The following is an 18641-nucleotide window of genomic DNA, read 5'->3' on the forward strand; positions in this document are numbered from 1 at the left end:
TTCAGAAGCGACCAAGGCGGCTCAGGCGCTGATCCGGGCCGGCCGTACGGGCAGCCGAGCCCTCTCCTTGCTCTGTCAGGTAGCCATAGTCATCATTGCGGTATTTTTAGCGCGCTTGTTTTGAGAACCAAGTGCATTCGTTGTGCCCTCCATGAGCGAGCGATAGATCGCCAAGTAATCGCTGCACACGCGCTCGATCGTGAATCGCACGTCAAAAGCTTGTCGCACCCGTGCATGATCGAGGCCGCTTATCCGCGGTGCCGCGTCCACAGCTTCGTCTGGTGTGTCCACGATCAATCCTGACAACTTCTCAAAAGCGAAGGTCATCCTTCAAAAAGCTTCGACGGCAATCCCCTTCCTCGCGTTCATTGCGGTCCTATAGCGCGAACTCTCGAAAGGCCGATATGTTCCCCGCGGGAACAATCGCCGCGTCGAGCAACCGCGGCAATCAGGACAAGAAGGACAAGCCCAACAGAGCAGCCAGGCTGCCGGCAAGGATCCAAACCGCGGCAAGGACAACCCCAACTCGAACTAACGCAGCTAAGCTTTTCGCATTCATCTAGTCGGGCGGCGAGGGATTTCGCACTGCTCGGCCAGGGATGGGGTTCATCGAAGGCCCCGTGCCACAGCGCCGGCAGTCAAAGACCGCAACAGATCCCTGTAAATGCCGCTCGATCGGATGTGATGCCAACCGCACGCCAGCTTCTCGAGGCGAGCCTGTGCCAAGGGCAGTTGACTCAGCGCTTCGTGAAGTTCGAGGCTTCTGAAAATTGCGGCCTTGACGCGATGTGCATTAGGTCGTTTGTTGCGGGCAGGAGTGCCACGGGAGGAAACCATGGAAGTCACCCTGGGGGCGGACAGCCTCGCAGCGCGGTTCCACGTTTTCACGCCGATGACGGGCGAAGGTTCCCGCGCATGAATTCCGGAGCGATCCTCGAAGCAGCGGGATTGACTAAGGAATTTAAGGGTTTCGTCGCTGTCAACAATGTCAACCTGACGGTGGAGCGAGGATCGATCCACGCGCTGATCGGCCCCAACGGCGCAGGCAAGACGACCCTCTTCAACTTGCTGACCAAATTCCTGCAGCCGACGCGCGGCGCGATCCGCTACCAGGGCCGGGACATCACCAGGATGCAGCCGGCCGACATCGCGCGGCTGGGCCTTGTGCGCTCCTTCCAGATATCGGCGGTGTTTCCGCACATGACCGCACTCGAGAATGTCCGCATCGCGCTGCAGCGCCGGCGCGGCGACAGTTTCGATTTCTGGCGCTCCGAGAAAGTGCTCTCCAATTTCAATAGCGAGGCTGCGGCTCTTCTCGCCGATGTCGGTTTGACCGAGTTTTCGGACATCCGCGCCAGCGATCTGTCCTACGGCCGCAAGCGCGCGCTTGAAATCGCGACGACACTGGCGCTGAACCCTGAAATGCTGCTCCTCGATGAGCCTATGGCAGGCATGGCACAAGAAGACATTGAGCGCATCTCGGCGCTGATCCGGCGCATCTCCAAGAACCGCACCATTTTGATGGTTGAGCACAATCTGTCGGTCGTAGCCTCGCTGTCGAACCGCATCACCGTGCTCGCGCGCGGCAAAGTCCTCGCCGAAGGCGACTATGCTGCGGTATCCAAAGATCCGCGCGTTATCGAAGCCTATATCGGGGCCGGCCATGGTTGAAGCTGAACTGACGAGCAGGCCGGCTGTTGCCTCCTCGGCGAGACCCCTCCTCCGCGTCGATGGCCTGCAGGGCTGGTACGGCGAGAGCCATGTGCTTCACGGCGTGAGCTTCGAGGTTGGCGAAGGCGAAGTGGTGACGCTGCTCGGCCGCAATGGCGCCGGCAAGACGACGACGCTGAAGGCCGTCATGGGCATCCTTTCCAGGCGCTCGGGCTCGGTCACCTATGACGGCCGTGAGACGATCAAGCTGCCGTCGCGGTCGATCGCACAGATGGGCATCGCCTACTGCCCAGAGGAGCGCGCGATCTTTTCCAGCCTCTCGGTCGAGGAGAATTTGATGCTGCCGCCGAAGGTGCGCCCCGGTGGGCTCAGCGTCGAGCAGATTTTCGAGCTTTTCCCGAACCTGAAGGAGCGGCTTTCGAGCCAAGGCACCAAGCTTTCGGGCGGCGAACAGCAGATGCTTGCCATCGGCCGGATTTTGCGGACCGGCGCGAAGCTCTTGCTGCTCGACGAGCCGACCGAAGGGCTTGCACCCGTCATTGTGCAGCAGATCGGCCGCACCATTGCCCGGCTCAAGGAGAAGGGATTCACGATCGTGCTCGTCGAACAGAATTTTCATTTTGCCGCGTTGGTCGCGGACCGGCACTACGTGGTGGAACAGGGGCGCGTGATCGACACGATCCCCAACGACGAACTCGACGCCAACATTGACAAGCTGCACGCCTATCTCGGTGTCTGAGGCAATCATCAACGGCGCATTGCGCCGCAATCGGAGGGAAGTAGCGATGAAAAAAATGGGATTTATTCTGGCTTCAACGGCGAGCCTGCTGATGGCAGGCGCGGCCTACGCCACGGATGTCAAGATCGGCGTTCTGAATGACCGTTCCGGCATCTATGCAGACATCGCCGGCGAAGGCTCGGTCATCGCCGCCCAGATGGCGGCGGAAGACTTCAAGGCGGCGGACAAGGGCATCAATGTGTCGATCGTCTCCGCCGACCACCAGAACAAGCCGGACGTTGGCTCGAACATCGCCCGCCAGTGGTACGACACCGAAAATGTCGATGTGATCGCCGACGTGCCAACCTCGTCGGTGGCGCTCGCCGTCAACGAGATTACCAAGGAGAAGAACAAGATCTTCCTCGCCTCGGGTCCGGCCTCGTCGGACCTCACCGGCAAAGCCTGTTCGCCCAACACCGTCCACTGGACCTACGACACCTGGGCGCTTGCCAACGGCACCGGCTCGGCCATGGTCGCACAAGGCGGCGATAGCTGGTTCTTCGTCACGGCGGACTACGCCTTCGGCCACGCGCTCGAGCGCGATACGTCGAAGGTCGTCGAAGCATCGGGCGGCAAGGTTCTCGGCGCCGTCCGTCATCCTTTCCCCGGCCAGGATTTCTCGTCCTTCCTGCTGCAGGCGCAAGGGTCGGGTGCCAAGGTCGTCGGCCTCGCCAATGCCGGCGGCGACACGATTAACGCGGTCAAGCAGGCGTCGGAATTCGGCATCACACAGGGTGGCCAGGCGCTCGCCGCCCTGCTGATGTTCATCAATGACGTGCATGCGCTTGGCCTCGAAGTGGCGCAGGGCCTCGTGCTCACCGGCGCGTTCTACTGGGACAAGAACGATCAAACGCGGGAATTCTCTGCCCGCTTCCAGGAGCGGAATGCCGGACAGAAGCCTTCGATGATCGAGGCCGGAGTCTACGCTTCGGTCCTGCATTACCTTAAAGCCGTCGAGGCCGTCGGCGACAAGGAAGCGGCCAAGGTGATGGCCAAGATGAAGGAAATGCCGACCGATGATCCGCTGTTCGGCAAGGGCACGATCCGCGCGGACGGGCGCAAGCTGCACGACATGTATCTGTTCCGCGTCAAGAAGCCGGACCAATCGAAGGGGCCATGGGATTATTTCGAGACGGTGGCCACCATTCCGGCCGACAAAGCGTTCCGCCCGCTCGCCGACGGCGGCTGTCCGCTCGTCAAGTAAGCGAGCCTCGCCAACGACGCGCCGAGCCGCTCGGCGCGTCCTTTCGTCGACAAGTCAGCCGGAGCGACCATGTTCGAACTGCTTGGAATTCCGCCGCAGGTCCTGTTCGGCCAGTTGCTGCTCGGGCTGATCAATGGGTCCTTTTACGCGGTTCTGAGCCTCGGGCTGGCGGTCATCTTCGGTCTCTTGAACATCATCAATTTCACGCATGGCGCGCAGTACATGCTGGGCGCCTTCGGCACCTGGATGCTGCTCAACTATCTCGGCGTCGGCTACTGGTGGGCCGCGTTCATCGTGCCGCCGATCGTCGGCGTCACCGGCATCGTGCTCGAGCGCGTGCTGATCCGACGACTCTATCACCTCGACCATCTCTACGGTCTGCTTCTCACTTTCGGCCTGGCGCTGATCATCGTCGGCTTCTTCCGCCAGTTTTTCGGCGTATCCGGCCTGCCTTACCCGCCGCCGCCGCTTCTGACCGGCGGGCATAATCTCGGTTTCATGTACCTGCCAAATTCGCGCGCCTGGGTGATCGTGGCTTCACTCATCGTGTGTCTCGCGACCTGGTTCATTATCGAAAAGACCCGCCTTGGCGCCTATCTCAGGGCAGCGACCGAGAACCCGACCATGGTCGGCGCGTTCGGCATCAACGTGCCGCTGCTGGTCACGCTCACATATGGTTTCGGCGTCGCACTGGCGGGTTTCGCCGGCGTGCTCGCCGCGCCGATATACGCAGTCAATCCGAACATGGGGGCAGACCTGATCATTGTCGTCTTCGCCGTCGTCGTCATCGGCGGCATGGGCTCGATTCTGGGCTCGATCCTCACCGGCTTCGGGCTTGGGCTGATCGAGGGTCTGACCCGCGTGTTCTATCCGGAAGGCTCGGCCGTGGTGATCTTTGTCATCATGGCGCTCGTGCTACTCGTCAAGCCCGCGGGTCTGTTTGGGCGGAGTGTGTGATGACAACCGACACCAACCCGATCGCGATGGTGGCCATCACGTCGGTTGGCGCCGCGGGCATGCCACGTCATCACTTTGCGATCTTCGCCGCGCTCTTCGTCTTCCTCATCGCCGCGCCATTTCTGCTCTATCCGATCTTCGTCATGAAGGTGCTGTGCTTCGCGCTGTTTGCCTGCGCCTTCAACCTGTTGCTCGGCTATGGCGGGCTCTTGTCGTTCGGCCACGCTGCCTATTTCGGCATGGCGAGCTACGTCTCGGCCCATGCGGCAAAGGTGTGGGGTTTGACGCCCGAACTCGCCATCATCGCGGGCGCGCTGGTGGCTGCCGTGCTCGGTCTCGCCATTGGCTCCCTCGCCATTCGCCGCCACGGCATCTATTTCGCCATGGTGACGCTGGCTTTTGCGCAGATGATCTATTTCTTCTCGCTGCAGGCGGCGTTTACCGGTGGCGAGGACGGCATCCAGGCCGTGCCGCGCGGGCATCTGTTCGGGCTGATCGACCTGCGCTCGAGCGAAGTGCTCTATTTCTTCGTGCTCGCCATCTTCTTCGCCGGCATATTGTTGATCTATCGGATCATCCATTCGCCGTTTGGACAGGTGTTGAAGGCGATCCGCGAGAACGAGCCTCGCGCGATCTCGCTGGGCTATCGGGTCAACCGCTACAAGCTCGCCGTATTCGTGCTGTCGGCCACGCTCGCCGGCGTCGCCGGCGCAACCAAGGCAATCGTGTTCCAATTGGCGTCGCTTACCGACGTCTACTGGACCATGTCCGGCGAGGTCGTGCTGATGACGCTCTTAGGCGGCATGGGCACGGTGTTCGGACCGATCGTCGGCGCGGCAGTCATCGTCACGATGCAGAATTACCTCGCGACATTTGGCGACTGGGTCACGATCGGCCAAGGCATCATCTTCGTTGTCGCGGTGCTGTTGTTCCGGGAGGGCATCGTTGGCGTCCTGGCAAAATGGATCCGGAAACCGCTCTGAACAGGTGATGAAACCAGCGACCGGTCGCCGATTAGGCCATGCAGCCACTCAGTTCTATAGCCAGACGACAATCTTGCACGGAACCATCTCACCAAGACTTCCGGATTAAGAGGCAAAAGGGCCTCTGCCTTGGCGCCAAATCGTGCTTCTCGGGCCGGCGGGCTGTTCAGTAGTCCGGTGCGATCAGTTTCAGCAATGGAAAATAGGTGCGGTAGCGGCCGACGTCGCGGGTGAGCAACGGCAGTCCATCGACGGCGGCATGGGCGCCGATGAAGAAGTCAGGCAGCACACCAGTGCGCGATCCGCCCGATTTGCGATACCGCATAAAGACCTTTCCGGCGAGGAACAGTGCTGCCCGGGGCATCGGAGCCATTTGGAGACCGGCTTCGTCGAGAAACGCGTCGATATCCTCGATGCGGTCGTAGCGAACGGCAAGCTCGGCATAGACTGCATCGTTGATCAACAACGACCCATTGAGGCTTGCCGTCTCAAGCTGGGCGATCGACCAATCCGCCCAGTTCGCATCGTCCGTGACAAGGTCGAGCAGAACGTTGGTGTCGACCAGCGTCACGCGTCGCCACGCGTCAGTGCCATGATCGCGTCGGTGTCGAGTCCCTTGCCGGCATGGCCGCGCAATTTCGCGAAGCGGCTGGCGGGCTGCTTCTTGTCGCTACGCACGATCAACACATTGCCGTCATCGGTGCGGCGGAAATCAACCTTGCTGCCCGGAACGATTCCGAGCAGGTCGCGGACCGGCTTCGGGATGGTCACCTGTCCCTTGGCTGTGACTGTGCTGGTCATGTCCGCATCCTGGTAATACCCATTTTCTATAAGGTATTACCTTGTGGGCCGAATTTCAACCTTCGCAAACGGCTGCCGGAGCCGTCATTTTGTGACTTGTCTTCCCAGGCGCCTTTTGACGTCGTAATCCGCAGGCAAGCACCCTATCTACGCCGCATGAACGACATCACGACCAGACGCGCGCTTCTGCTCGTCAATCCAAAGGCGCGACGCGGGCAGGAATCTATCGCACCGGTCGTCGAACGGCTGGAAGCCGGCGGGCTCCGCGTCAGCGTCGAGACGTTTGAGGCGCTGCCCGAGATAGCACGCGATATCGTGCGCCTTCGCCATAGGGCCGACCTTGTGATCGTGTGCGGCGGCGATGGATCGGTGTCCTCGGCGGCGGTCGCGGCCATGGAAAGCGGGCTGCCGATGGGCATCATTCCGATGGGGACGGCGAACGATCTGGCACGAACGCTCGAAATACCGTTGGATCTGCGGAAGGCCGCAGACGTGATCGTACAGGGCGGAAGGCGTCTGATCGATGTCGGGACCGTCAATGGTCACGCTTTCTTCAATGTCGCGAGCATCGGCCTCAGCACCGACCTTGCCCAGGGTCTCGACCCGGCACTGAAGAAACGTTTCGGCCGGTTTGGCTATGCCTTGGCGGCCATGAAAGTGTTGACCAAGGCCCGCCACTTCGAAGCAAGGATTACCGAAAAGGGCGTAGCGACCGAAGTCGAAACCTACCAGATAGCAGTCGGCAACGGCCGGCACTATGGCGGCGGCAACGTCGTTGAGGAGACGGCGGAGATCGATGACGGGCATCTCGACTTGTACAGCCTGGAAATGACGAACCTCTGGAAGATGGCGCTCTTGCTGCGCTCGTTCCGCTCAGGCACACACGGCGCCTGGAGCGAGGTTCGGACGGCCAGATGCGTCGAGTTCGACATCGAGACGAAAAGGCCGATGCCGGTGAACACCGATGGTGAGATCGTCACCTCGACTCCGGCGCATTTCAAGGTCCACCCGAAGGCGATTTCGGTCTTCGCTCCTGCCGCCGCGCGCATGCAGCCCCGTACAAAGGTGCTTGGTGACGCGGTCAGCGCAAACAGCGGGTAGACCGGCGACCAAGCGAGCGTCGAATAGACCCAACCGCCTGCGGTCATCTTCGGATGGAGTGCCTGCCTGCTTGATTCCCCTCGGCTCGTCAGAGCCTGGCGAAGGTGATTTGCGACACCGTGGCATGACCGGCCTAAATGTCAGCTAAGAGCTGACCGAATGCCTCCCAAAGCGGCTGCAGGCTTGCAGATTGACGAGAACGACAGCTATCCACCAAAGTTCCAGACATTCTCCCGCTAGGTTTGCGCTGTGCGCGTCGTGTTGGCCAGGAGCTATCGTGTTCCTGATTGCAATCGTCGTGGTTGCATAAGCACAAAAAATTAACGCGCCCAACGGTAATTAGGCTTTGGGAATAATTACGCAACTTGTTCTTTCTAGGTCGATAAAGGCCAGAAGCAACACGTTGGTCACGTGCCCGACTCTCGATGCAGCTGACGATTCGACTGGATCAGGTGGAATGATGAATAGCTGGTCTGACGTCGCGACGGGCCAAACTGACCAAGGCTTCCTTGAGTTGGAGGCTCCCTTGGTATCGGCGATCATACCTTGCCTGAACGAAGAGCGCACGCTCGGCATCTGTATTCGAAAGGCGCTTGATGCGTTCGCAAAGCGGGGGATCAGAGGTGAGGTAGTGGTCGGGGATAATGGATCGAGCGATCGCTCGGTGGAGATTGCCCGGTCGCTTGGTGCGCGCGTCGCGCACCAGCCGGTCAAGGGCTACGGCGCCGCCATTAGTGCAGCGGCTGGGTCTGCGCACGGCAAGTACCTGATCATGGCCGATGCAGACGATTCCTACGACTGGAGCAAACTCGACGACTTCATCGACGCGCTGGAGGATGGCGCGGAGTTGGTCATGGGCAATCGCTTTGCTGGCGGGATAGAGCCTGGCGCCATGCCTGCTCTGCACCGATACCTTGGCAATCCTGTGCTTTCGACGATTGCGCGCTGGCTTCACCACTCTCCCATAGGCGATTTTCATTGCGGCATGCGGGGTTTCACTCGTGACGCATTCCAAAGAATGGGCGCACGCTCGCCCGGTATGGAATTCGCTTCCGAAATGGTCATCAACGCGCATCGCGCCGGATTGATCATCCGTGAGGTGCCGATCAAGCTCTATCCCGACAAACGTGACCGCCCTCCTCACCTGCGCTCTTTCCGTGACGGGTGGCGACACCTGCGGCTGATCGTAGCTCATGCACCGGACACGATGTATCTTGTACCCGGACTAATCCTGATGATCGCCGGTGTCATCGGGCTTGCCATCCTCGCTGCTGGGCCTGTCACCATAGGTGGGCAGTATTTCGGGATCCACTTCGTTGCGCTCTCGTCGATGGCAACATTGATCGGTCTTTCGGCCATTCTCTTCGGGACGCTGGCCAAGGTAGCGATCGCAATCTATCACCCTGTACGCGCAGGACTGATGATCGCCTGGCTGACGCGCAGTCGCCCGCTGGAATGGCTAGTCCTCTCCGGAGGTGTGCTCGCGACGATTGGTTTCCTCGCGGATATATTGCTGGCGCTGCGATGGATCTTCGTTGGCGGCTCAATGGAGCAATCCGTGCATCTGACTTTTGTGATTACCACGGCCTGCGTGGCAGGCGTTTCCATGGTGCTTTCCGGATTTGTTCTCAAATTGCTCCTGGATAACCTGGACAATCGACGTGTCTGCTAACCATTCGGTTTCGGACATTCCGGACCTACGTGCCGCGGGGCAGATAGTGCGTGTTCTTGAGGACTGGACCGCATGAGACAAAGCAGGGCTGTTCCACGGGTCTGGGATACGGACTGGCTGATCCTACGCGCGCTTGCGCGACTGTTGCGGGAAGAAGCAAGTGCGCATGTCAGACAAGGCTCGCTGATGGTAGACCTCGGCTGCGGCGACATGCCGTATGCTGAGATGATGCGTCAGATGAATATCGATTACTGCGGTGCAGACATCGGCGGTGAAGGTTTCTTGCAAATAGACGAGCAGGGCCGTGTGCCGCTGGCCGATGGTGCGGCAGGTGCAGTGCTTTCGGTGCAGGTACTTGAGCACGTGCGTGACCTCGACGCCTATTGTGGCGAAATACGGAGGCTGTTGCGCGATGATGGCGTGCTGCTGCTATCTACTCACGGCACTTGGCTCTATCATCCTCACCCCGAAGATCATCGCCGCTGGACGCGCACCGGGCTTATCGTGGACCTCGCCAATCGAGGCCTCGAAGTGGAGGATGTGCACGCAATCGTCGGTCCGCTGGCGACTACCACACTGATCCGATCGACGGGATTTTCTTTCATCCTCAGGCGTGTGCCTATCATCGGTGGCATTTTGGCGTCCTCGTTGGCCGTGTTGATGAACCTGCGCGCTCAGTTGGAAGACCGGATCACGCCCGCTCAGATACGCGATGACAACGCTTGTGTCTTCCTGGTACGAGCTCGCAAGGCTGCTGCATGACTATGCGGACCCCTCTCGCTTACGTTGCTGTCGCCGGCCTGTGCATTGCGCTACACAACGCCGTTATCATCTTGGCAGATAGTGTCGGTATGCCGCTGTGGTTCGCCGTGCTGCTGTCCTTCGGGATCGTTGCTTGCGCCGGGTATGTTCTGCATGGGTTGTTCACTTTTCGTCAGCCGCTAGCCCCGATTGGCCTGGTTCGTTACTTCATTGCAATGTCGGCTAATATACCGTTCGCTTTCGTTGCCACCTGGTTCTGGCATGAGCAGGTCGACCTGCCGATGACATTCGCCGCACCGATCGCTTCGGTCTGCATGCTAGCTCTGAATTTCCTGCTCGGTCGCTGGGCCATCGTCACGCCGACCCGCTGGACGGCGCTCAGGTGATTAACGATGGACACAACGATGTCGCCGATAGACCCGCGGCTCCTGCAAGTCATCCTATCGCGTCATCTCGCTGTGTATCGGACCAGGGTCCCATTTTATCAAGCGACGATGCTCGATAGTTTGCGTGAGGTATGGGCCGCGCGCCATCGGAATTTGCTCGACGTCGGCGGCGGCACTGGCGTGATTGCCCAGGCCATGGCGGAACTTTTCCCAGTCGACGAGGTCCAGGCAGTTGATCTAATCGATCGCTTCTGCTCCTCGCTCAGCGTACCAACCCGGCAATATGACGGCAAAACACTACCTTTCGCTGACGCAACTTTTGAAGCAGCGACGCTCAACAACGTGGTGCACCACGTTCCGGTCACTGCCCGTTCGGATCTCTTGCGCGAAATACGGCGGGTAGTAACCGGTCCACTTTATATCAAGGATCACGAAAGATGCGGCACGCTGGACACCTTGCGGCTCATGGCCTTGGATGCCATAGGGAATATCCCCTTTGGGGGCATGATCTGGGCGCGTTACCTCACTCGAGCAGAATGGGAGATGCTGGCCGCCAACAGTGGCTACCGCATCGCTTGTCGCGCTACACCAGCGCGGTATCGAAAAAGCGTCGGTGCACTGCTGTTTCCCAATCGGCTTGAAGTAACAATGCGCTTCGAGCCAGTATGACTGAATAACCCGTTGCGCATTCTCACGATCAGCCATTTCTATGAGGCCCATGGCGGCGGCATAGAGCGTGTCGCCGGACAACTGTGCCGCCAATTCGCACGCTTAGGTGCTGAGGCAGTCTGGGCGGCTAGTAATGCCGATCCAGCGCCGTATACCGAAGTTGAGGCGCACCCGCTTGCCTGCGCCAACCCAATAGAGAAGATCACTGGCCTGCCGATGCCCCTACCGGGTGCGCGCGCGATCCGAACCCTGGCTCGCGAAGTACGCCGCTGCGACGCGGTGGTGGTGCATGACGCATTGTACGTCACCTCGATACTCGCATTGTTGATGGCGAAAGCGCACCGCAAGCGCGTTGTCTTGATCCAGCATATTGCTGGCGTTGCTTTTTCATCGCGCGTGCTCCGCTCGGCAGTTGCACTGGCCAACATCCTCGTCACACGCCCCATGCTGAGGGCAGCCGACGCACTCGTTTTCATTAGCGATACCGTGCGACACGACCTTGTCGGTACGCCAGCCCGCATGCCGTGTTCTCTACTGTTCAATGGTGTCGACAGTGCAGTTTTTCATCCCGGCGAAGGTTTGGCTCCCGAGCCGGACGCTCTGGCCGGGGTGCCAATTGCGCCGGGTGCGCGCCGCATTCTCTTCGTTGGTCGCTATGTCGAGAAGAAGGGACTCAGGGTGCTACGCGCCCTGGCTGCGTCCAGGGAAGACCTGGCCTTTCTGATGGTCGGCAGCGGACCGATCTGCCCCGCCATGTGGGGACTAGCCAACGTCCATGACCTTGGGACTCAGAGCCCGCAGGCTCTAGCCGCTCTCTATCGCAGCGTTGACCTCTTGCTGTTGCCGAGCGTGGGCGAAGGCTTTCCGCTCGTAATCCAGGAGGCGATGGCTTCTGGGCTGCCGGTCGTCTGCGGTGAACCCAGCAACCGAGCCGACCCTAACGCAACCGACTGGCTCCGTGGCGTGACCATCGATCTCAGCGACGCGGAAGGCTCGGCCAGACGTTGCGCCCAAGCTATTAATTCCCTTGCACCCACATCTAAGGAACGGGCCGCCATGGCTCGCTACGCGTTAGCACATTATGACTGGAGGTCTATGGCGGAGCGTCTACTTGCGTTGGCACGAGGAGAGAAGCCCAATTCTCCTGAAAATCAGGGCGATGTTTGAATGCGAGCCTACGGTGGAGACCGATACCAGATAGGCACAATCGCCCTCGGTCTTATCATGGTGAAGATTATCCTGCTTTTCGTCCTTGCGTGGAATAGTCTCTTCGTCATGGACGAGTTCGGGCAGCTCGGATACGCCAAATATCTGTTCAGGGAACTTTTCGATACAATTCAGCCGAGTAAAGCGGCGGGATCGACAGCGTTCTTTAAGCTGGCGCACCTGGTAGGCTGGGATGCCACGTCTATTCTGCTTGTCGGGCGCATACAAACCGCGCTCCTGGGCTGCGCGATCGTTGCCATGGTATACGCCTGCGCCCGTGCGCTCGGGGAGGATCGCGTGCGCGCCTTAAGCATCGTTCTCGTCCTACTGTGCTTTTCGAACTTCATGGAGCGTGTTTTCCGAACAATCGCCGAACCGCTGGCGGTATTCTTCGCGGTGGCTGCGCTCCTGGTCGTGGTGCGTGCACATGCGTTGAGTGCACGGCATATACTTGCTGCAGGCGTCCTAAGCGGACTGGCTTTCCTGGCCACTCAAAAATCGGTCTACTTCAATGTTGCGCTGGGGCTCGGCTTGGTCACTGACGCAGCCATCATGAGACGCTATTCAACTGGGCTGGCTCGCGGGGCATGCCTGGTGTTGGGGTGGACTCTTTCGATCCTTGCGTACTGCTTCGTTTTCGGCGGCAGCAACCCGGTCCCCATCGCCGAGAGCCTTGTATTAGGTCCGATTGAAGTTGCGACCCGCGGGGGTGTTGAGTACGGCGGACTGAGGCACCTCGTGTTGCAGACGCTTTTGCGGAACGTAGTACTCTACGTCTTCTGTTTCTCTGGAATGGCTTTGTCACTGATGCGGTTCAGGCAGATTGAGGAAAGAAATCGCATCGCGCTTGTCTTCTCGATCGTGATCACCGTTCTGGTCTTCATTCACGATCAGCCTTGGCCTTACGTATTCATCATGGCGTTGCCGTTCATGTCATTGTGGTCACTGGCACCATTGGATCGGATCGTGGCCAACACACGCCACTTTCGAATTGCATCGGTGGCGTTGGTGACCGCCGTGGTCCTAAGTTTCGTCAGCAATATTGTTTACCTCCGTTTCAACAACGCGGCGCAACTTGAACTGGTCGCGCGTGCAGAATCATTGCTCGCTCCGGGTGACCGGTACTTCGACGGCATCGGGATGCTGCCCAACAGGAGCGAACCGTCGACGTTATGGCTTGATAGACACTATGTCCTCGCGACTTTGCGACAGGGCGACAGATCCGAGGCCTATGAAGTATTCAGTAAGTCTCCGCCTAAAATGATCCTGTGGTCTTACCGCACGGAATATATCTATCCAGTGATCGCACCTCTGATCCGGAACAGCTATGTCACCGTCGCGCCAAACTTGAGGATTGCCGGCCGTCGACTTTACCTCGGTGAGCAGGAGGTCTTCGATGTCCCAATCCCTGGCGTATACGGCCTGTACAGCACAACCGGAACGCCATTACGGGGCGCGGTTGACATTGACGGCACCGTCTTTGATCGGCCAGTCCACCTCTCAAGCGGGCCGAAGGCTGTAACTTTGCGGATGGGTTCAGGCGAGGCATTGCTCTTGCCACAAGGTTCGTACGCCGGACGCTTCAAACACGGCGGTGACAATTTGAGCATGTTTGCCAATGCCTACGACTGAGTGTTCGGGTGCATCCTGGGGGCGTGGTGGTATCAGAACGCATGCCAAGCTTTATCGCCCTTCACAGACCCAACCTGGCAGGTCATCATCCACTTCCAGCAATTTCCGCCTTCTGGCAGTCGCCTGGCCCCTACATGGCCTTCAGACGCGTCTTTGATCATTGCTTGAGGAACGCGCCCGTGTAGGTCTGGCCGGCAAGCCTAACGGTTCCGGCCAGGGTTCTGTCGGGCCGCATGACAAAACTGACGTCTGCGCCATTCGGTAGGCGCTCAAGCTTCAACGTAGTCCCCACAATTCGTCCAGCGCCGGCGGCCTCGCCCGGATGGTTGTCGCCCAGAGTTCCCCACGCATAGGTAACCGTCACCTTCCCATTGGAAGAAATCGTCTGAACAGCAAGTTTGGCGTCATACATCCCATCCAATCGTCCGGCCCATAGACCCGAAAAAACAGCATACTTTGTCGGAACGGCCTTGTCAGGGGGAGTGACCGCCACGGATTGATCCATAATTGCTGAGCCGGAGGGAACAGCGGCAGGATCCGAGGCAGTTTGGGCGGGAATGGTACCAGGTCCTAACGCGGGTTCGAGGGTGGGTCGCGGCGTTTCAGGAGCCGATTGGCACGCGGTTATGGCAAGCGCCGCGAAGCCAAGCATTGCGTTGCACATTCGGCGTGCCATCTTCTGGTGCCCCGGCCATCTCTAGATCTAGCGCAGGCTAACCTTATCGCGCGTTTTCACGACCTCTGTCTACCCAAGGTGTCTCGTACAAAAGCGGCTCGTCGAAGGACGTGCAGCGGTCGTGAGCGAACGCCTCCATTCGTCGCCCAAGTAGCCCACCAATGGCGACGGAAAATGTTTTTAATTCAAATATTTACGACAGAATTTTCGATCTATTTTCTAGGTTCTTGGCTTCCGACCACCGACGCTTTAAGCTGCTATCGATGCAGTCGCTGCCGGTTCGGCCGCGACGCCGTCCACCATGACATGACCGATGCCCCGCGAGCAGCGCTCGATCCTCGCCTCTACGCGGTATACATCACGCAAAAGCGCCGGGGTGACAACCTCTTCCGGCGTGCCGCAGGCGATCATCCGCCCCTCGGCGAGGACGATGCATTTGTCGGCGAAGCGCAGGGCCTGATTGAGCTCGTGAATTGCGATCAGCACAGCGATCCCGTGCTTGCGCGCAAGCCCGCGCACGAAGCTCAGCACCTCGACCTGCCGGTGCAAGTCAAGCGCGGACGTCGGCTCGTCCATCAGCAGGATTTCAGGTTCACGGGCGAGGATCTGGGCGATGCTTACCATCTGCCTTTGTCCGCCGCTCAGTTCGCCGACATTGCGAAAGGCAATATCCGAAATGCTGAGCGCGGCCAGGATGCCGTCTATGAGTGCGAGGTCGCCATCGCCGACCGACCAGGCCGAGCCCTGCTTACGGGCGAGCAGGATCGATTCATAGACGGTCAGCACCGCGTTGGCTGCCGTATCCTGCGGCATATAGCAGATGCCCTCAGGTCCCTTCGCCGCCCCCTCGAGGCAGACACGCCCCGGGCCTTTCAGAAGTCCAGCGATGCGCTTGAACAGCGTCGACTTTCCCGCTGCGTTGGGCCCGATAACGGCGACTACTTCGCCACCCCGAAAAATGGGAGTTGAAACGTCCGAGAGGGCGAGCCGCGTCCCGTGGAAGGCTCCGAGACCATCGAGCCTGATCGTTACCATGAGCGCCTCACATTCGGGAGGATCAGCGAGATGAAGAAGGGAATGCCGACAAGCGAGGTGACGATGCCGATCGGGAAGATCGTGCCTGGAATGAGCGACTTGCTGGCAACCGAACTCGCCGACAGGATGAGTGCCCCCGAAAGCGCCGAGGCGGGCAGGAAGAAGCGTTGATCTTCCCCGATCAGCATGCGGGCGATGTGCGGACCGACCAGCCCGATGAAGCCGATCGTGCCGACGAAGGCGACGGGAATGGCGGCGAGCAGGCTCACCATCATCATGGTTTCGAGCCTCAGGCGCGCGACCTTGACGCCAAAGCTCGCGGCCTTGTCTTCGCCCAGCCGCAGCGCCGTCAGCGCCCAGGCGCGGCGTGCGAATATCGGAAGCGTTGCGAGAAGGATGAGGCTGGTGATGATGAGCTTGGGCCAGGTGGCCTTTGTGAGGCTTCCCATGGTCCAGAACACGACCGCGGCGAGCGCTTGCTCTGAGGAAAGATACTGGACGAGCGACAGCAGCGCATTGAAGGTGAATACGAGCGCGATGCCGAGAAGCACGATGGTTTCGACCGTCACGCCGCGCTTGAGACTCAGCAGGTGGATGACGAGCGCGGTCAGCATCGCCACCACGAAGGCGTTGAGCGGCACGACATATTCGATTGCCGCGGGGATAAGCGTGACGCCGAAGGCGAGCGCGAGTGCTGCCCCAAAGCTGGCCGCCGCCGAAATGCCGAGAGTGAACGGGCTGGCGAGCGGATTGTTGAGGATAGTCTGCATCTGTGCACCGGCGACCGACAGTGCCGCGCCGACGACCACGGCCATCAACGCGATGGGGAGCCGGATTTCCCACAGCACGACGCGCACCTGAAGCGGGACGCTGCCGGGAGAAACGAGCGCGAGCACAACCTGGTCCAGGCTGTAGCTGGCCGGGCCGAGCGCGAGGTCGATGCAAAGGCTCAGGAGCAGCGCCAGGGCGAGCCCTGCGAGGATGAGTTGCTTGCGCAGGACGAGGGCGCGGTAGAGGCCGCGCCCTTCTTTGGCCGATAGTGCTGCTGGTTCACTGCTCATTGGAGAGCGAGACCCAATGGCCAGGCCTGTAGTCGACCGGCAGGAACTTCTCGTGCAACTCCTTGAAGGTGGCCTCGGCGTCCAGATCGGCGAACAGGTCGGGGTGCAGCCACTTGGCCATCTGCTGGATGGCGACGAACTGATAGGGGCTGTTGTAGAACTGGTGCCAGATGGCGTGGACCCGACCGTTCTCCACCGCCTTGATGCCGGTGAGGGCGGGCCGCTCCGTCAGGCCCTTGAGTTTCTTCAGTGCTGCCGCTTCGTCCGCGCCGGGACCGACGCCGACCCATTTGCCGCCCGGCACGTAGGCCTCCCAGTTACCGCCCGTGACAATCACCTGGTCGGGATCGCTTGCGATGATCTGTTCGGGATTGAGCGCGCCAAAAGTGCCCGGGATCAGATCCGCCGCGATATTGCGGCCGCCGGCCATCTCGACGAACTTGCCGAAATTGTCATTACCGAAGCTCATGCAGCAATCGTCGGAATAGCCCCCGGCGCGCTCGATAAACACGGTCGGGCGCTTGGGATCCTTCTCTGCGATCACTTCGGTGACGCGAGCAATCTGCGCGGCGCGATAGGCGATGAACGCCTCGGCCCGCTTTTCCTGGCCAAAAAGCTTGCCGATGAGGCGCATGCTCGGCTCGGTGTTGGTGAAGGGATGCTCGCGGAAATCGACATAGACCACCGGGATGCCAACGGCGGCGAGCTTCTCGATATATTGCGCGTCCTCGGTTGCCTGCTTGGACTCGATGTTCATGATCATCACGTCCGGCTGAAGCGCGATCGCCTGCTCGATGTCGAAGGTGCCGTCCTTGAAACCGCCAAAGGTCGGGATCGTGGCCATCGAGGGGAATTTTCCCAGATAGACGGCGTAATTGTCGGGATCAGCCTGGGAGAAATCCTCGCGCCAGCCAACGATTCGCTTGAAGGGGTTGTCGGTATCGAGCGCGGCGATCAGGTAAATTTGCCGGCCTTCGCCAAGGATGACCTTCTCGACCGGCGTCTTCACCTCGACCTTGCGGCCGCTAATGTCGGTGACGGTTTCGGCGCGCGTGCCGTGGGTTAGCGGCATCAAGGCCGCGAGGGCGACCGCGGCCGCAAATATCGATTTCAAAATCATTGGGCTCTCGCAATTCAGTTTACCGGCCCGGCTTTAGAAAACATGAGTTGTGTAATCAAGAATTATCTTTTAGAGCAATTCCAATGTACCGCTTTAGGGGAGAGCGTTTCGGGCAATGACGGCTCACGCAAACTATTCGCTTCGCGACGAAATTCGGGACTATTGGTCCGACCGCGCCGAGACATTCGACCTGCAGGTCGGCCACGAGATTTTTTCCGAGCGGGAGCGCGCTGCCTGGCATGCGCTCATAAGCAGGCACCTTGGGCCAGGCGCCGGGCGGGCGGCTCTGGATCTCGCCTGTGGGACAGGCGTTATTTCGCATCTGATGCACGATCTAGGCTTTGCGGTGACAGGCCTCGACTGGTCGGAAGCCATGCTCGCCAAGGCACGCGCCAAGGCACAAACCCGCGGCGCCGATATCCGCTTCATCGTGAGGGATGCCGAACGGACGCTCGAGGGCAAGGCGAGCTACGATGCCATCGTCACCCGTCACCTGGTCTGGACGCTGCTGGATCCGAAGGCGGCCTTTGCCGAATGGTTCTCGCTGCTGAAGCCCGGCGGCAGGCTGCTGATCATCGACGGCGATTTTGTCAGCCGCAACTGGGCGATGGTTTTGCGGGAAGTTTGGGAGAAGCTCACGGCCGGCAAGTCCCGTATCTCGGACAATGACGGCGCCTCCCTGGCCAGACGCCACCAGAACATTCTTGCTCGTGTCTATTTCTCGGGCGGCGCACGGGCGGAAGAGATAGTTCGCTTGCTGGCCGAAGCCGGGTTCGATCAGCCTGTCGTCGACTGGAAACTGGGCGCGATCCATCGCGCTCAGGCTCGACAGATGAGTTGGCCCAAGGCGCTCGAACGCGCCACTCAACATCGCTTCGCGATCTGCGCGACAAAGCCGCAGTAAACTGCATCTGAGTTAACGCAGAC

20 protein-coding genes are annotated in these 18641 nt (G+C 60.0%); 13 read left to right on the plus strand and 7 right to left on the minus strand.

Annotation, left to right across the window (positions count from 1 at the left end; translation table 11 throughout):
* Nucleotides 1-75 precede the first annotated feature (75 nt).
* Nucleotides 76-327 (minus strand): hypothetical protein, encoded by a 252-nt coding sequence (locus AC0NIE_RS28490; protein WP_473484784.1) that lies wholly within the window; start codon nucleotides 325-327, stop codon nucleotides 76-78.
* 588 nt (nucleotides 328-915) lie between these two features.
* Here AC0NIE_RS28490 and AC0NIE_RS28495 point away from each other — a divergent pair.
* The 5 genes from AC0NIE_RS28495 to AC0NIE_RS28515 all read left to right on the plus strand — a co-directional run bounded on the left by AC0NIE_RS28495 (nucleotide 916) and on the right by AC0NIE_RS28515 (nucleotide 5593).
* On the plus strand, nucleotides 916-1671 hold the full coding sequence (locus AC0NIE_RS28495) for an ABC transporter ATP-binding protein (protein WP_473484783.1): 756 nt from the start codon (nucleotides 916-918) through the stop codon (nucleotides 1669-1671).
* A complete protein-coding gene (locus AC0NIE_RS28500) occupies nucleotides 1664-2410 on the plus strand; it encodes an ABC transporter ATP-binding protein (protein WP_473484781.1) in 747 nt (248 codons plus the stop codon). Before AC0NIE_RS28495 ends, AC0NIE_RS28500 begins: the two co-directional genes overlap by 8 nt.
* A gap of 46 nt (nucleotides 2411-2456) precedes the next feature.
* Entirely contained in the window at nucleotides 2457-3653 is a 1197-nt protein-coding gene (locus AC0NIE_RS28505) for an ABC transporter substrate-binding protein (protein WP_473484779.1), read from the plus strand.
* 69 nt (nucleotides 3654-3722) lie between these two features.
* Nucleotides 3723-4610 carry a branched-chain amino acid ABC transporter permease gene (locus tag AC0NIE_RS28510; protein WP_473484777.1) on the plus strand — a complete coding sequence of 296 codons (888 nt, stop codon included), beginning with the start codon at nucleotides 3723-3725 and terminating at the stop codon, nucleotides 4608-4610.
* Nucleotides 4611-4669: 59 nt separating this feature from the next.
* Nucleotides 4670-5593, plus strand: coding sequence for a branched-chain amino acid ABC transporter permease (locus tag AC0NIE_RS28515; protein WP_473485131.1), 924 nt, complete (start codon nucleotides 4670-4672; stop codon nucleotides 5591-5593).
* Between the two features lie 166 nt (nucleotides 5594-5759).
* Here the strand turns inward: AC0NIE_RS28515 and AC0NIE_RS28520 are convergent, their stop codons facing one another.
* On the minus strand, nucleotides 5760-6164 hold the full coding sequence (locus AC0NIE_RS28520; protein WP_473484775.1) for a type II toxin-antitoxin system VapC family toxin: 405 nt from the start codon (nucleotides 6162-6164) through the stop codon (nucleotides 5760-5762).
* A complete protein-coding gene (locus AC0NIE_RS28525; protein WP_192355817.1) occupies nucleotides 6161-6394 on the minus strand; it encodes an AbrB/MazE/SpoVT family DNA-binding domain-containing protein in 234 nt (77 codons plus the stop codon). Before AC0NIE_RS28525 ends, AC0NIE_RS28520 begins: the two co-directional genes overlap by 4 nt.
* A gap of 156 nt (nucleotides 6395-6550) precedes the next feature.
* Between AC0NIE_RS28525 and AC0NIE_RS28530 the strand changes: the two genes are divergently transcribed.
* The 7 genes from AC0NIE_RS28530 (at nucleotide 6551) to AC0NIE_RS28560 (ending at nucleotide 13822) form a co-directional block, all read left to right on the plus strand.
* Entirely contained in the window at nucleotides 6551-7495 is a 945-nt protein-coding gene (locus AC0NIE_RS28530; RefSeq protein ID WP_123147209.1) for a lipid kinase, read from the plus strand.
* A 526-nt stretch (nucleotides 7496-8021) separates the two neighbouring features.
* Nucleotides 8022-9167: a glycosyltransferase family 2 protein gene (locus tag AC0NIE_RS28535; protein ID WP_473484773.1), complete on the plus strand. Its 1146-nt coding sequence runs from the start codon at nucleotides 8022-8024 to the stop codon at nucleotides 9165-9167.
* Nucleotides 9168-9239: 72 nt separating this feature from the next.
* Nucleotides 9240-9929 (plus strand): class I SAM-dependent methyltransferase, encoded by a 690-nt coding sequence (locus AC0NIE_RS28540; RefSeq protein ID WP_473484771.1) that lies wholly within the window; start codon nucleotides 9240-9242, stop codon nucleotides 9927-9929.
* On the plus strand, nucleotides 9926-10315 hold the full coding sequence (locus tag AC0NIE_RS28545) for a GtrA family protein (RefSeq protein ID WP_473484769.1): 390 nt from the start codon (nucleotides 9926-9928) through the stop codon (nucleotides 10313-10315). The genes AC0NIE_RS28540 and AC0NIE_RS28545 overlap by 4 nt, the downstream gene beginning before the upstream one ends.
* Nucleotides 10316-10321: 6 nt before the next feature.
* Nucleotides 10322-10984 carry a class I SAM-dependent methyltransferase gene (locus AC0NIE_RS28550; RefSeq protein WP_473484767.1) on the plus strand — a complete coding sequence of 221 codons (663 nt, stop codon included), beginning with the start codon at nucleotides 10322-10324 and terminating at the stop codon, nucleotides 10982-10984.
* A 12-nt stretch (nucleotides 10985-10996) separates the two neighbouring features.
* On the plus strand, nucleotides 10997-12151 hold the full coding sequence (locus tag AC0NIE_RS28555) for a glycosyltransferase family 4 protein (protein ID WP_473484765.1): 1155 nt from the start codon (nucleotides 10997-10999) through the stop codon (nucleotides 12149-12151).
* Between the two features lie 57 nt (nucleotides 12152-12208).
* Nucleotides 12209-13822 (plus strand): DUF7055 domain-containing protein, encoded by a 1614-nt coding sequence (locus AC0NIE_RS28560; RefSeq protein ID WP_473484764.1) that lies wholly within the window; start codon nucleotides 12209-12211, stop codon nucleotides 13820-13822.
* A 157-nt stretch (nucleotides 13823-13979) separates the two neighbouring features.
* On the opposite strand, the gene AC0NIE_RS28565 is transcribed toward AC0NIE_RS28560, so the two are convergent.
* The 4 genes from AC0NIE_RS28565 to AC0NIE_RS28580 form a co-directional block, all read right to left on the minus strand.
* On the minus strand, nucleotides 13980-14234 hold the full coding sequence (locus AC0NIE_RS28565) for a hypothetical protein (protein WP_167391246.1): 255 nt from the start codon (nucleotides 14232-14234) through the stop codon (nucleotides 13980-13982).
* A 513-nt stretch (nucleotides 14235-14747) separates the two neighbouring features.
* Nucleotides 14748-15533, minus strand: a complete 786-nt coding sequence (locus AC0NIE_RS28570) for an ABC transporter ATP-binding protein (protein ID WP_473484762.1) — start codon at nucleotides 15531-15533, stop codon at nucleotides 14748-14750.
* Nucleotides 15527-16594 (minus strand): FecCD family ABC transporter permease, encoded by a 1068-nt coding sequence (locus AC0NIE_RS28575; RefSeq protein ID WP_473484760.1) that lies wholly within the window; start codon nucleotides 16592-16594, stop codon nucleotides 15527-15529. Before AC0NIE_RS28575 ends, AC0NIE_RS28570 begins: the two co-directional genes overlap by 7 nt.
* Nucleotides 16584-17714: an ABC transporter substrate-binding protein gene (locus AC0NIE_RS28580; protein WP_473484758.1), complete on the minus strand. Its 1131-nt coding sequence runs from the start codon at nucleotides 17712-17714 to the stop codon at nucleotides 16584-16586. The genes AC0NIE_RS28575 and AC0NIE_RS28580 overlap by 11 nt, the downstream gene beginning before the upstream one ends.
* A gap of 115 nt (nucleotides 17715-17829) precedes the next feature.
* Between AC0NIE_RS28580 and AC0NIE_RS28585 the strand changes: the two genes are divergently transcribed.
* Nucleotides 17830-18618, plus strand: coding sequence for a class I SAM-dependent methyltransferase (locus AC0NIE_RS28585; RefSeq protein WP_473484757.1), 789 nt, complete (start codon nucleotides 17830-17832; stop codon nucleotides 18616-18618).
* Nucleotides 18619-18641 lie beyond the last annotated feature (23 nt).

The organism is Mesorhizobium sp. WSM4842 (assembly GCF_055901575.1).

Bases quoted from the DNA above. Each gene is read 5' to 3' on its own strand.
- AC0NIE_RS28490 (WP_473484784.1), bottom strand. From the start codon at position 327: ATGACCTTCGCTTTTGAGAAGTTGTCAGGATTGATCGTGGACACACCA.
- AC0NIE_RS28495 (WP_473484783.1), top strand. From the start codon at position 916: ATGAATTCCGGAGCGATCCTCGAAGCAGCGGGATTGACTAAGGAATTT.
- AC0NIE_RS28500 (WP_473484781.1), top strand. From the start codon at position 1,664: ATGGTTGAAGCTGAACTGACGAGCAGGCCGGCTGTTGCCTCCTCGGCG.
- AC0NIE_RS28505 (WP_473484779.1), top strand. From the start codon at position 2,457: ATGAAAAAAATGGGATTTATTCTGGCTTCAACGGCGAGCCTGCTGATG.
- AC0NIE_RS28510 (WP_473484777.1), top strand. From the start codon at position 3,723: ATGTTCGAACTGCTTGGAATTCCGCCGCAGGTCCTGTTCGGCCAGTTG.
- AC0NIE_RS28515 (WP_473485131.1), top strand. From the start codon at position 4,670: ATGCCACGTCATCACTTTGCGATCTTCGCCGCGCTCTTCGTCTTCCTC.
- AC0NIE_RS28525 (WP_192355817.1), bottom strand. From the start codon at position 6,394: ATGACCAGCACAGTCACAGCCAAGGGACAGGTGACCATCCCGAAGCCG.
- AC0NIE_RS28530 (WP_123147209.1), top strand. From the start codon at position 6,551: ATGAACGACATCACGACCAGACGCGCGCTTCTGCTCGTCAATCCAAAG.
- AC0NIE_RS28540 (WP_473484771.1), top strand. From the start codon at position 9,240: ATGAGACAAAGCAGGGCTGTTCCACGGGTCTGGGATACGGACTGGCTG.
- AC0NIE_RS28545 (WP_473484769.1), top strand. From the start codon at position 9,926: ATGACTATGCGGACCCCTCTCGCTTACGTTGCTGTCGCCGGCCTGTGC.
- AC0NIE_RS28550 (WP_473484767.1), top strand. From the start codon at position 10,322: ATGGACACAACGATGTCGCCGATAGACCCGCGGCTCCTGCAAGTCATC.
- AC0NIE_RS28560 (WP_473484764.1), top strand. From the start codon at position 12,209: ATGGTGAAGATTATCCTGCTTTTCGTCCTTGCGTGGAATAGTCTCTTC.
- AC0NIE_RS28565 (WP_167391246.1), bottom strand. From the start codon at position 14,234: ATGTATGACGCCAAACTTGCTGTTCAGACGATTTCTTCCAATGGGAAG.
- AC0NIE_RS28570 (WP_473484762.1), bottom strand. From the start codon at position 15,533: ATGGTAACGATCAGGCTCGATGGTCTCGGAGCCTTCCACGGGACGCGG.
- AC0NIE_RS28575 (WP_473484760.1), bottom strand. From the start codon at position 16,594: ATGAGCAGTGAACCAGCAGCACTATCGGCCAAAGAAGGGCGCGGCCTC.
- AC0NIE_RS28580 (WP_473484758.1), bottom strand. From the start codon at position 17,714: ATGATTTTGAAATCGATATTTGCGGCCGCGGTCGCCCTCGCGGCCTTG.
- AC0NIE_RS28585 (WP_473484757.1), top strand. From the start codon at position 17,830: ATGACGGCTCACGCAAACTATTCGCTTCGCGACGAAATTCGGGACTAT.